At 62.7% G+C, this 11,386-nt stretch carries 18 protein-coding genes and 1 tRNA gene; 17 read left to right on the forward strand and 2 right to left on the reverse strand.

Annotated features, from left to right (window positions below):
- Positions 1–18: 18 nt before the first annotated feature.
- From Q0J74_RS02535 to Q0J74_RS02605, 15 genes are read left to right on the forward strand one after another with little or no spacing between them, the layout of a single operon-like run.
- Positions 19–1,053 (forward strand): phage major capsid protein, encoded by a 1,035-nt coding sequence (locus tag Q0J74_RS02535; protein ID WP_297210124.1) that lies wholly within the window; start codon positions 19–21, stop codon positions 1,051–1,053.
- Positions 1,050–1,412, forward strand: coding sequence for a hypothetical protein (locus Q0J74_RS02540; RefSeq protein WP_297210127.1), 363 nt, complete (start codon positions 1,050–1,052; stop codon positions 1,410–1,412). The genes Q0J74_RS02535 and Q0J74_RS02540 overlap by 4 nt, the downstream gene beginning before the upstream one ends.
- Positions 1,409–1,747, forward strand: a complete 339-nt coding sequence (locus Q0J74_RS02545; protein WP_297210130.1) for a hypothetical protein — start codon at positions 1,409–1,411, stop codon at positions 1,745–1,747. The genes Q0J74_RS02540 and Q0J74_RS02545 overlap by 4 nt, the downstream gene beginning before the upstream one ends.
- Positions 1,748–1,806: 59 nt before the next feature.
- Positions 1,807–2,310, forward strand: a complete 504-nt coding sequence (locus tag Q0J74_RS02550; protein ID WP_297210133.1) for a hypothetical protein — start codon at positions 1,807–1,809, stop codon at positions 2,308–2,310.
- 2 nt (positions 2,311–2,312) lie between these two features.
- On the forward strand, positions 2,313–3,335 hold the full coding sequence (locus Q0J74_RS02555; protein WP_297210176.1) for a phage tail sheath C-terminal domain-containing protein: 1,023 nt from the start codon (positions 2,313–2,315) through the stop codon (positions 3,333–3,335).
- A gap of 12 nt (positions 3,336–3,347) precedes the next feature.
- Positions 3,348–3,737, forward strand: coding sequence for a hypothetical protein (locus Q0J74_RS02560; RefSeq protein WP_297210136.1), 390 nt, complete (start codon positions 3,348–3,350; stop codon positions 3,735–3,737).
- Between the two features lie 23 nt (positions 3,738–3,760).
- Entirely contained in the window at positions 3,761–4,186 is a 426-nt protein-coding gene (locus Q0J74_RS02565; protein ID WP_297210139.1) for a hypothetical protein, read from the forward strand.
- A complete protein-coding gene (locus Q0J74_RS02570) occupies positions 4,183–4,392 on the forward strand; it encodes a molybdopterin oxidoreductase (RefSeq protein ID WP_297210142.1) in 210 nt (69 codons plus the stop codon). Before Q0J74_RS02565 ends, Q0J74_RS02570 begins: the two co-directional genes overlap by 4 nt.
- Positions 4,389–4,895: a hypothetical protein gene (locus Q0J74_RS02575; protein WP_297210145.1), complete on the forward strand. Its 507-nt coding sequence runs from the start codon at positions 4,389–4,391 to the stop codon at positions 4,893–4,895. Before Q0J74_RS02570 ends, Q0J74_RS02575 begins: the two co-directional genes overlap by 4 nt.
- A complete protein-coding gene (locus Q0J74_RS02580) occupies positions 4,892–5,467 on the forward strand; it encodes a LysM peptidoglycan-binding domain-containing protein (protein ID WP_297210148.1) in 576 nt (191 codons plus the stop codon). The genes Q0J74_RS02575 and Q0J74_RS02580 overlap by 4 nt, the downstream gene beginning before the upstream one ends.
- Position 5,468: 1 nt before the next feature.
- Positions 5,469–6,419 carry a hypothetical protein gene (locus tag Q0J74_RS02585; RefSeq protein ID WP_297210151.1) on the forward strand — a complete coding sequence of 317 codons (951 nt, stop codon included), beginning with the start codon at positions 5,469–5,471 and terminating at the stop codon, positions 6,417–6,419.
- Between the two features lie 16 nt (positions 6,420–6,435).
- Positions 6,436–6,804: a hypothetical protein gene (locus tag Q0J74_RS02590; RefSeq protein ID WP_297210154.1), complete on the forward strand. Its 369-nt coding sequence runs from the start codon at positions 6,436–6,438 to the stop codon at positions 6,802–6,804.
- A gap of 4 nt (positions 6,805–6,808) precedes the next feature.
- On the forward strand, positions 6,809–7,153 hold the full coding sequence (locus Q0J74_RS02595) for a hypothetical protein (protein ID WP_297210157.1): 345 nt from the start codon (positions 6,809–6,811) through the stop codon (positions 7,151–7,153).
- 4 nt (positions 7,154–7,157) lie between these two features.
- Positions 7,158–8,219 (forward strand): baseplate J/gp47 family protein, encoded by a 1,062-nt coding sequence (locus Q0J74_RS02600; protein ID WP_297210160.1) that lies wholly within the window; start codon positions 7,158–7,160, stop codon positions 8,217–8,219.
- Entirely contained in the window at positions 8,216–8,788 is a 573-nt protein-coding gene (locus Q0J74_RS02605) for a DUF2313 domain-containing protein (RefSeq protein ID WP_297210162.1), read from the forward strand. The genes Q0J74_RS02600 and Q0J74_RS02605 overlap by 4 nt, the downstream gene beginning before the upstream one ends.
- 60 nt (positions 8,789–8,848) lie before the next feature.
- Here Q0J74_RS02605 and Q0J74_RS02610 read toward each other — a convergent pair.
- Positions 8,849–8,940, reverse strand: a tRNA-Ser gene (locus Q0J74_RS02610).
- Between the two features lie 199 nt (positions 8,941–9,139).
- The gene (locus tag Q0J74_RS02615) at positions 9,140–9,994 is read right to left on the reverse strand and encodes a cell wall hydrolase (RefSeq protein WP_297210166.1); all 855 of its coding nucleotides are present in this window, start codon (positions 9,992–9,994) and stop codon (positions 9,140–9,142) included.
- A 421-nt stretch (positions 9,995–10,415) separates the two neighbouring features.
- On the opposite strand from Q0J74_RS02615, the gene Q0J74_RS02620 reads away from it, so the two are divergent.
- Both Q0J74_RS02620 and rpsL read left to right on the forward strand, forming a co-directional pair.
- Positions 10,416–10,658, forward strand: coding sequence for a ribosomal L7Ae/L30e/S12e/Gadd45 family protein (locus Q0J74_RS02620; RefSeq protein ID WP_297210169.1), 243 nt, complete (start codon positions 10,416–10,418; stop codon positions 10,656–10,658).
- A gap of 75 nt (positions 10,659–10,733) precedes the next feature.
- Positions 10,734–11,156 (forward strand): 30S ribosomal protein S12, encoded by a 423-nt coding sequence (rpsL, locus tag Q0J74_RS02625; RefSeq protein ID WP_087187743.1) that lies wholly within the window; start codon positions 10,734–10,736, stop codon positions 11,154–11,156.
- Positions 11,157–11,386 lie beyond the last annotated feature (230 nt).

The following is an 11,386-nucleotide window of genomic DNA, read 5'->3' on the forward strand; positions in this document are numbered from 1 at the left end:
TTTGGGGAGGATGAGACTATGAGCTATCGCTTTGACAATCTCAGGCTGGAGAAGGGCATGTATAACGAGGCGGGCCGCACCTTTGCCCAGGTGCTGGAGCGGGAGGACCCCTCGGAGCAGTACAAGGGGACCGCGCTGGAGGGACTGGACGCCTATCAGCGGCAGCTCAAGCGCTTTGACATCAAGGTGAAGGGAGCGGGCAGCGACGTGGTGGAAAAGTTCTTCTCCACCAGTCAGTCCGCCGTGCTCTTCCCCGAGTATCTCGCCCGGTCGGTACGCCAGGGCATGGAAGAGAGCGACCTGCTGCCCCACATCACCGCCGCCGTTACCCGCTTTGACGGAATGGATTATCGCTCCATCGCCTCCATTCCCGAGGAGGACCAGAAGGCCCTGCACCGGGTGGAGGAAGGGGCGGAAATCCCCCAGACCCAGGTCAAGACCCAGGAGAACCTGGTAAAGCTCCACAAGAGGGGCCGGATGCTGGTGGCTTCCTACGAGGCCATCCGCTACCAGAAGCTGGATCTGTTCTCCGTGACCCTGCGGCAGATCGGCGCCCACATCAACCGGATGCACCTGGAGGATGCCATCGAAGTGCTCCTTAACGGCGACGGCAACAGCAATGCTGCCAAGGCCTTCACCGTGGGCGACGGCACCATCAGCGGGACCGCCGGAACTCTGACCTACGACGGGCTGGTGGATTTCTGGGCGCAGTTTGAGCCTTACGAGATGAATACCCTGCTGGTCAGCGGCGATATGATGCGGCAGATGCTCAAACTGGACGAGTTCCAGAATCCCCTCACCGGCCTCAATTTCCAGGGTTCCGGTAAGCTGACCACCCCCCTGGGTGCCACCTTGCTGCGCACCTCCGCCCTGGAGAGCGGCAAGCTCATCGGACTGGACAAGCGCTATGCCCTGGAAATGGTGCAGGGTTCCGACGTGGTGGTGGAGTACGACAAGCTCATCGACCGGCAGCTGGAGCGGGCCGCCATCACCAGCATCTCCGGCTTCGCCAAGCTCTTTCCCGAGGCGGCCAAGGTGCTGAAGCTGAAATGAGCGAGGAAATTGTGGCCATGGCCCAGACCTTGGGCAGGGTGGCGGATGAGGATATGGAGGCTCTGACGGCCCTGTGCGGAGCGGCGGAGCGGGAACTCTCCGGCCGGCTGCGGGAGGGCCTGACCCCGGAGGACTGCGGACAGGCCTATGTGCTGGGCTGTGCCTGGCTGGCGCTGGCGGCTCTGGCCGGCAGAGGGGCGGGGACCGCGCCGGTGCGGTTTACCGCGGGACAGGTGTCGGTTCAGGAGGAGAGCGGACAGTATGCCCAGAGAGCCCAGACCCTTCGCCTTCAGGCGGAGACGGTGATGGCAGCCTACCTGCGAGACAGGGACTTCTTCTTCCGGGGGGTTGAGGGATGAACGGCGCGTGGAGCAGAATCCTGGAGAAATACGGGCAGAAGGTGACGATATTCCGGGAGGGCGCCCAGGACGGCACAGCGTGCCGGGCGTTCCTCCAGCCCGCCCTGGAGCGCCGCGGGGAGGGGTTTCAGACCCTTCCCACGCCACTGGGCCTGGTGAGGCAGGACCAATGGATCTACCTGGGTGGACCGGAGGTTTCCCTGGATGGGCTGGGTGACGGATATGTGGCCTGGGGGGAGAAGAAATTCTCCCTCCGGGCTGCCCAGCCGGTCTATCTGGGCGAGGAGCTGGCCTACTGGTGGGGGCTGTTGGTGATCCGGGATGCGGATGCATAAAAAGCAGTGGGCGGCTGAAAAGTCCGGCCCTTGCGGCAGGCGGGAGGAGAGGACGAAACATGAGCTTGGACTTTGGAGAGATCCGGGAGCGGATGGCCGAATACCTGATCAGTCAGGGTATTGACGCGGTGTGCGCCTATCCGGAGGAGAAGCGGCTGCGCCGGACGGGAGCGGTGGCCGCCGTCTCCCTTCGCGCCTGCCAGGGCGGGCCGGGAGGCTTCCAGGATTACCTGGGAGAGCGCTGGGACGAGGAGAGCGGGCAGTGGCAGGAGCTGTACGGCAAGAAAATTGTTCTGACCTTCGGCCTGGACCTCTACGCCCCCCGGCCGAGAGGCGTGGAGGAGCTCCAGGCTGCTTTTGACCGGATGGCGGAGGCCCTCCGGCAGGAGGGGCCGCCCGGCCTGAAGCTGCTGGAGCTCTCCTGCGGGGAGACGGAGTTTGACCAGGGAGCCGGTCTATTCCACAGAGCGGTGGAGGCCCTGTGTCAGGGTTACCTCTATGCCGTGGCGGAGGAGGGCGGCGCCTTTTTGGACTTTATCGTGAGAGGAGAGAGCCGGATTTGAGTATGACAATCCATGAGAGACCGGGAGTCTATTCCGACTATGAGGCCTCCACCGTGGTGAGCGGTACCGGCGGCGGACAGACGGTGGGCCTGGCAGCCATCTGCACCCAGGGAGAGGCCGGGACGGTTTATGTGCTCAACCGCTATGAAGACGCGGTGACTGCCTTCGGACAGGAGGAAAACCTCACCGAGCTGGTGCGGCTGCTGCTGCTCAACGGCGCCGCCCAGGTACGGGCGGTGCCGGCGGCGGACGAGGAGGACTATGAGGCCGCCTTCCAGCTGTTGGAGGCGGAGGAGTCGGTGACGCTGGTGGTGTGCGACAGCACCGACGCCGCCGTGCAGCAGAGCCTGCGCCAGAGCGTATCCGACGCATCCGAGGCGCGGAGAGAGCGCATTGCGGTGGTGTGCGGCGGCACGGGGGAGAGCGTGGACAACCTGGTGCAGAGGGCCGGGCAGCTCAACAGTGAGCGGATGGTGTTGCTGGCCCCCGGCGACGGAAACGGACTGCTGGCCGCCGCCGTGGCCGGTGCCATCGCCGGAGAGAGTGATCCCGCCGTTCCCCTGGGGGGCGCGGAGCTGAAGGGGCTGAACAGCCTGGATGCCCAGTACACGGACAATGAGATTGACACCCTGGTGCGGGGCGGGGTTACGCCCCTGGAGCGGGTGGGAGGAGTGGTCAGTGTGGTGCGGGGCGTGACCACCCGCACCAAGTCCGGCCAGGTGGCGGACGCCACCTGGAGAGAGTTGACCACTATCCGTATTGTGGACGATGTGATTCCCACCATCCGGGACTCCCTGCGGGCCAAGTTCCGCAGGAGCAAAAACACGGAGCAGAGCCGGGGCGCCATCCGCTCCCAGGTGATTCTGGAGCTGGAAAACAAGCTCAGCCGGGAGATCATTACCGGCTATGAAAACGTCACGGTGCAGGCCGACGCGGAAAATCCCACGGTTTGTTTGGTGGACTTTTCCTTCACGGTGGCCCACGGACTGAACCAGATCTGGCTCAGCGCCCACATCACGGTGTAAAGGAGGATGCCTATGAAAGTCGCAGGATTTCCCACCAGCAGCGACATCTATCTGGAGATTGACGGGAAAAAGGTGGCGGTGGTCCAGAGTTATTCCGCCAAGTCCACCCGCACCAGCCAGAATGTGGAGGCGTTTGGAGAGGATGAGCCGGTGGCTACCATCCCCGGGCAGCGCAGCCACGTGATTGAACTGACCCGGCTGTACGCTACCGACGAGGCTATTCGGGACGGCATCAATTTCCATGACCTGGAGGATTTCAGCCTGGTTATCTGCAAGCCCGACCGGAAAATCATCTACTCCGACTGCCAGTGGAGCGCCATTGGCGAGACGGGAGCGCTGGGGGCCATGGTGGTGGAGAAGATTACCGTGGTGGCCTCCAAGCGCATTGAGACCACGGTATGATGGAGCGCGGACAGGGAGGTTTTATGCAGCAGGAGTCAATTCTCAGCCGGGCTGACCGGCTGAGGCTGGAGGATGGAAGGGAGCTCCGCCTCCTCTCCGCCATGGAGGTGCTGGACGCCGGGCGGGAGGCGAAGGAGCTGGCCCGGACGGAGGAGGAGCGGGCCTTGTGCGCCAATGCCTGCCTGCTGGCCCGGGCGCTGGAGCGGAAGGGCAGGCCGCTGTTTGCCTCGGGAAAAGCGGTGCTGGAGGGGCTGAGTGCCGGGGAGATCGGGACGCTGGCCAGATGCTGGAGCCGGCTGGACCGGACGGAAAATCCCTCCCCGGAGGATGGAGAGGAGGCCGCCCTGTCCCTAAAAAAAGCCTGGAGCACGCGCCTTATGAGCGCCTTCGCTGGCGCGTGCTCCAAATGTTTCGGGCGCTGCCCACCGAGGAGCGTACCCAGAACATGAAGGCGCGGGATTACCTGTGGTGCGCCCTGAACCTGATGCTGGACCGGGAAGAGGCCATGGCCCGGCTGTGTCCCCCATGCAGGGAAGAGGCGGAGGAGGAGCGCTGCCCGGCGTGCGGCATGCCTACGGGAGAGCTGACGGCAGCGCAAAACGCCTCCTTTGACCAGGAGCGCTATGAACAGCTGAAGCGGGGGGAGCGGCTATGACCGATTACATTGCACGTTTGCTGCTTGCGCAGAGGGAGCAGACCCGGGAGGGACAGGAGACGGACATCTGGGGAGAACTCTGGGCAGAGATTGCCCTCCCCGTTCCCCAAGCTGACGAGGACCAAGGGGAAGGGGAGCGGCCCGCCCCGGCTATTCAAAGCATGCAGACGGCGTTTGCCGGGGGGGCGGCGGAGTTTGGGGACGGGGAGATGGCTGACTCCGGCGGGGCGGACAGCCGCGGGTCAGATATTTTGGCCGGGGTAAGAACGGCCGGCTTGGAGGAAGAGGGCGGGACGGCGGGGAAGACTGCGGCGGCGGAATGGGCCTATCAGGCCCTGAGACGGAGCCTGTGGGAGCCGCCCGCCCCCCGGCGGGAGACCAGAGTGGTGAGCTTGCAGCGGCCGGGAGACGGCTCGGGCGGGGAGCGGTGGGATGCCGGGACGCTGGACCGGCTGGTTCGGCGGGATGCCAGAAGATTTGACGGGGGGTTTCAACTGCTGTGAGATTGGCGGCAATGCGGTATAAGGACTTTGTCTGGCCCCACAACCCCAGGGTGTATTCCATCGGCTTTCGGCGGAGCATGGGGGCGGACAAGGTACCCTTTGGGCGGTATGCCTTGCAGGACCTGGGGCCGGAGCAGCGGATCATGCAGGGAGAAGGGGAGTTTGTAGGGGAGGATGCCTACGAGCTGTTTAAACAGCTGGCCACGGTATTTTATTCCGACGGGCCGGGGCTGCTGGTGCATCCGGTGTGGCAGACCTCCAACGCCTATTTTGTGGAACTCTCCCTCACCCAGGAACCCAGGGCGGATTATGTACGCTACAGCTTTACCTTCTGGGAGAGCTATGACGGACACAATACCGGGACCGCGGTCTCCGGCGGCACCGTAGAAACGGGCCAGCAGGAGGAAGGAAACGGGACTGGCGCGGAGCAGTGGTACACGGTGGTGCGGGGAGACACCATGTGGGGCATTGCCCGGCGGTATGGCATGGGGCTGACCGAGCTGGTAGCCCTCAACCCCCAGATCAAGAATCCCAATCTGATCCTGGTGGGGCAGAAAGTGCGGGTGGCCTGAGATGAAGGGAAGGCTGACCTGTTGGGACGGACGGGAAATTGCCCTGCCGGATGTGACGGGGTGGCAGTTCCAGTATGGGCGGGGTACGCCCTGCGACAGCTTTTTGCTCACCTGCCTGTGGGAACCGGGGGAGGAAGACCTGCTGGCGGAGGCGGTGAGCTTTACGGCGGTGGAAAACGGACAGACGGTTTTTACCGGCGTGGTAGATGAGTGCGAACGGGGCTGGAACGAAAAGGGAGGCTTTCTTACCGTCTCGGGACGGAGTATGGCCGCCCGGCTGCTGGACAACGAGGCCCTGGGCATGGAGTACCAGACCGCCACCTGGCAGGACATCCTCCGGGACCATGTGGCGCCCTACGGCATTCAGGCCCTGCCCGGTGTCAGCCTGCCGGTGGTGCCGGGATTTGTGGTGGACACCGGCAGCAGCGAATGGCAGGTGGTTTACGAATTCTGCCGCTATTACGGCGGGGTTACCCCGCGCTTTGACCGGTTGGGCAGGCTGGACGCCCGGCCTTGGCCGGAGGGTTTGCGGCTGCGCATTGGGGCGGAAGGAGCCATTACCGCCTTGACGCTGCGGGATCAGCGCTACGGAGTGCTGTCCCAGATACTGGTGCGGGACCGGACCACCGAGGCGGTGCAGCGCGTGGAAAACGCTGAGTTTGCCCAAAGAGGCGGCCTGTGCCGGAGGGTGCTCACCATGCCGGGGAGAAGCACCTATCAGGCCATGCGCTATTCCGGGGATTATCAGCTGGCCCGGTCGGGAGAGGAACTGCGGCAGGTGGAGCTGGAGCTGCCCGGGGCCTTCCTGGCCTGGCCGGGGGACCTGGTAGAGCTCAACCCCCGGTATCCGGTGGCAGAGGGGATATGGCGGGTGGCAGAGATGACATGCGGGCTGGATGAATGCGGCCTGCACACCAGGCTTACCCTGGGTGTACCGGACGCGCTGAGATAGAGAGGAGAAGGGGAACATGTGGATTGCGGAGAAAAGCCGGAGCAGGCAGGAGCCGGAACCCGCGGCCCAGTTGGGGCAGGTGACGCTGCCGGAGGACCCGGCGGGAGTTTACCTGGACGGAGAGCGGCGAAATCTGCCGGTGTTTGCGCCCGGCGGATACGTATGGCGGCCCAGCCGGGGGAGGCAGGTGCTGGTGATCAAAACCGGAGCCGGCGGCGCCCTGCCCTGTGTGGCAGGTGAGCGGTGCTCTGACCAGTGGGAGCTGGAAGAGGGAGAGGTGCTCCTGCACAGCGGCAAGGCGGTTCTGCACCTGCGGGCTGATGGGACCGTCAATATCACCGGCAGCCTGACGGTAAACGGCCAGCCGGTGATGACTGCGGGGTGAATCCATGGAACTGATGGTGCGGGATGGGGACTATGTGACGGATGAGACCGGCGCCTTCCGCCGGGCAGAGGGGAGCCAAGAGCTGCTCCAGCGGGTCATGTGGAAGCTGTCCATTCCCCGAGGCAGCTTTCCGCCCCTGCCGGAGCTGGGCAGCCAGCTGCATCAGCTGGGCCGGTGCAAGCCCGCCCAGCGGGAGAGCATGGCCAAGCAGTACGCCGCCCAGGCCCTGGCCGACGAGCCGGAACTGACAGTGACGGCGGCGGAGCTGGAGACGGACGGTACTCTTCGGCTCTACCTGGAGTGGCGGGGTCAGACGCTGACCCTGGAGCTGGAGCTGGGAGGAGGGTGAGAAAATGACAGTGGATGAGATTTACAATCAGATGGCGGCTCTGTTTCAGCAGGAGACGGGGCTTACCCTCAGCGGAGGGGGAGATATGGCGGTGCGCCTCTATGCCGTGGCCAGTCAGATCTATGGGCTGTATACCCAGGCGGACTGGGTCAACCGGCAGTGCTTTCCCCAGACCGCGGTGGAGGACTATCTGGATTTACATGCCCAGCTGCGGGGGCTTACCCGGCGGGAGGCGACGGCGGCGGAGGGCGTGATCCGCTTCGAGATTGACGCCGCGGGGGACACCGATCTGGTGGTGGCTGCGGGAACGGTGTGTATGACTGCTGGAGGCCTGCGGTTTGAGACAACGGAGGAGGGCGTCATCGCCGCAGGCGAGACGGAGGTGGAGGTACCCGCCGTGGCGGCGGAACCGGGAGCCTCCGGCAACGTGGCGGCAGGTACCATCCGGGCCATGGCCGTGGCCCCTGTGGGCGTCAACCGCTGCACCAATCCGGAGGGTTTCTCCGGCGGGGTGGACACCGAGGACGACGAGGCGCTGAGAAGCCGGGTGCTGGAGACCTATCAGCGGATGCCAAACGGAGCCAACGCCGCCTTCTACCAGCAGGGCGCCATGTCCTTTCCCCAGGTGGCGGCCGCCACGGTGATTCCACGGCCCAGGGGCGTGGGTACGGTGGATGTGGTGATCGCCACGGCGGCGGGGGTGCCGGATCAGACCCTGCTGGAGGAGGTACAGGAGTACTTCGAGGCGCGCAGAGAGATCGCCGTGGAGCTCCAGGTGCGGGCGCCGGAGGTGAAAAACGTGACGGTGACCATCCGGGTGGCGGCGGAGGACAACCGGGACGGAGCCAGTGTGCGCCAGGCGGTGAAGCAGGCGATACGCAGCTGGTTCGACGGGCGGCTGCTGGGACAGGACATCCTGCGGGCCAAGCTGGGCGAACTGACCTTCGCCGTGGATGGAGTGAAAAACTATGTCATTGACGCCCCAACCGCCGATGTGGCGGTGGACAGCGATGTGCTCCCCCGGCTGTCAAGCCTTACCATTTCAGAACTGGGGGCGGGGACATGAGTGGTTACGGGGAATATCTGCGCCAGCTCCTGCGGCCCCTGCGGATCTATGAGCTGGAGGGGACTGCAAACGGGGGAGAGCTGGACGCCCAGGGAGCGGCCCTGGATGAGGCGGCGGATGTGCTGGAGGAAATCCAGCGGGAGATGCTGGTTTCCACTGCCCAGGACCGGGGATTGGAGGCCATCGAGGTCTTGCTGGCCCGGAAGCCGGTGACCGATCAGCTGGAGATGCGCAGGGCGGCATTGGCCGCCCTGCTGCGCATTGGCGGAGACAGCTTTACCCTGGCCGCCATCAACGACAACCTGAAGGGATGCGGCGTCAACGCCGTGGCCAGCGAGACCGGCCTGCCGGGGAGAGTGGAGGTGTCCTTCCCCGATGTGGCCGGCATTCCCTCCAACCTGGAGGAACTGCGGGCCATCATCGAGAGCATTCTGCCCGCCCATGTGGAGATTACGTATGTCTACCAATATGCGACCTGGGCCATTCTGGAGCAGCTGTTTGATACCTGGGACGACATTGAGCAGGTACACCCCACCTGGAAAGAGATGGAGGTCATGGAGGCGGGATAGCGATCCGCCAAAACACCAAAAAAGGAAGCGCACCTGCCTAGGCAGGTGCGCTTCCTTTTTTGGCGGAGTAGGAGGGATTCGAACCCTCGAGCCGCTTTTGACGGCTACACGATTTCCAGTCGTGCTCGTTATGACCACTTCGATACTACTCCAGGTTTTGTCCAGACCATGGTCGGGTGGCGGACAGCAAAAATTATTATAGCATATTTTCTCTCGCCGTCAAGTCCTATTTGCAAAAAAACGGAGAAAAAACCGGTGACAGCCCCGCCCGATCCGACAAAGAAAAGAAAGCGGACCGTTTCCCGGGGGAAACGGCCCGCTTTTTCGTACAATTCAGACAAGCTAAAGTGGTTAGGCAAAAAAGGCGTGAGCACCGATAGTTGCGACGTAGGTGCAGTTGCGGGACGCCCAGCTGTTGGGGGAGACCCGGGGATTGACAAAGAACAGTGCGTCGCCCACGGTGTTGGCGCCGTCCAGGCACAGCTTGGCGGCAATCACGCTCTCCTCGTTGGGGGTGCGCTTGATGGTGCCGCTGGAAGCGGGGGTGAACTGGTTGCGCTGAAAAACAACGTCATACACGCTGTTGGGGAACCGGGTGCTGGCCACCCGGTTGAGCACCACGTTGCCCACGGCAATCTTGCCCTGCAGGGACTGGTTGCCGCTCTCGGCGTTGATGATGCGGGAGAGCCAGTACAGATCGTCAGCATCGTAGAAGCTCTCGCCGGAGGCGATGGGGCCGGTGCCGGAGGTGATCGAAATGGTGGAAGTGGTTCCATCCCACTCCACAGAGGCGCCCAGCGCCTGGCACAGGGTCCGCACGGGGACCAGAATGTGATATCCGTCCACCTTCACGCCCTGAGGGACGTACAGGTAGCGGCCGTTGGCCACAATGTAGCTGGCCTCGGGCTTGATGCACAGCTTCAGGCCGGCGGCGGTCACTTCCGCCTGGTTGTTGGCCCATACGGCGACAGCATCGGGATAGAGCGCAGTCACGATGGAATTATAGGAGACGTAAGTCTGATTATTGAGTACCTGTGAGGTAAATCCCGTCTCAATGGCGGTACCATTGACAGTAACCGTAACGCCGCTTTCGGCGGTGGTACCGTTGACGGTAGCCGTGACGTCGCTCTCAGTGGCGTATACCGGGCTGGCCAGTGCAAAGCACAGAGCCAGGCAGGCAAGCACACGAAGGGCTCGTATTTTCATGGTTAGGAATCCTCCTGTTACAGTCTGTTACTTGTTGGTTGCTGAATTGTAACCATATTGTAACCACTTCTAGCCTGAAAAGTCAATAGGAAATTTTGTCGCCGGATCTCAATCCCTTGCGCCCCAATGGGTTGAGGACAAAAAATAAAAGTGGGAGCACAACAAAATCCTGCTTTTTTGGCGAAAAATCGGAAACAAATAATAACAAAAAGAAACAGCCTGAACCCTCGGGACACCGGGAGCGGGGTGGCTGGCAGATCTGACCGGGAAACGGGCGCAAAGTGCCGGAAAATCTAGTGATTTTCTGATTGACTTCAAAATTGGCCTATGGTATAATTCCAAATTGCGCAGGTGTGCCTGCCGAGGAAGGCCGGATAAGATCCGGGCTTTCGGAAGTATAAAAGGAAGGGGCGGCGGCCTGATGTTGGCAGAGCTCAAGCAGGGGTCCAGAGTGGTAGGCGTGAAGCAGACCCGCCGGGCCATCAACGACGGGAAAGCCGCCCGTGTCTTTTTGGCGGAGGACGCCGATCCCCGGGTGACCGATCCCGTGGCAGCGCTGTGCGGGGAGCGGTCCATTCCGGTGGAGCGCGTGCCGCAGATGAAGGAGCTGGGCTCCGCCTGCGGGATAGCGGTGGGCAGTGCGGTTGCCGCGCTGCTGCGCTGAATTTGATTTTAGCGGTATAACTTTTGGTTATTCCGTTAAAATATATATTTCAGAACAGAAGAAAGGAGGAAAACCATGCCTACGTTTAACCAGCTCGTCCGGAAGGGACGCGAGGCCGTAACCTACAAGTCCAACTCTCCCGCCATGCAGAAGGGTCTGAACACTCTGAAGAACCGGGAGACCGACCTGCCTTCTCCCCAGAAGAGAGGTGTGTGCACCGCTGTTCGTACCTCCACCCCGAAGAAGCCCAACTCCGCGCTGCGTAAGATCGCCCGTGTGCGTCTGACCAACGGCTACGAAGTGACCGCTTATATTCCCGGTGTGGGTCACAACCTGCAGGAGCACTCCGTGGTGATGATTCGCGGCGGCCGTGTCAAGGACCTGCCCGGCGTGCGTTACCACATCATCCGCGGCACTCTGGATGCCCAGGGCGTTGCCAACCGGATGCAGGGCCGTTCCAAGTACGGCGCCAAGCGGCCCAAGGCCGGCAAGAAGTAATTAAATTACTTCCAAACCATTTCAAGGAATCAACGCGCGTCAGGCGCAAGGCAGTTGTCCTTGCAGAAGCGCTTACCTATATATTTATAATAGGTGCGTTTCCTGTGGGGCACTGGACAAGCAGGCACTTGTCTTACACGGGGGCTTTTGACAAAGCCTTCGAGTACCTATGAAATCATACTATGAAGGAGGGAAGCAAAGTGCCCAGAAGAGGAAACGTACCCAAGCGG

It is taken from the genome of uncultured Flavonifractor sp., assembly GCF_944387675.1.
In the GTDB taxonomy this organism is placed as follows: Bacteria; Bacillota; Clostridia; order Oscillospirales; family Oscillospiraceae; genus Flavonifractor.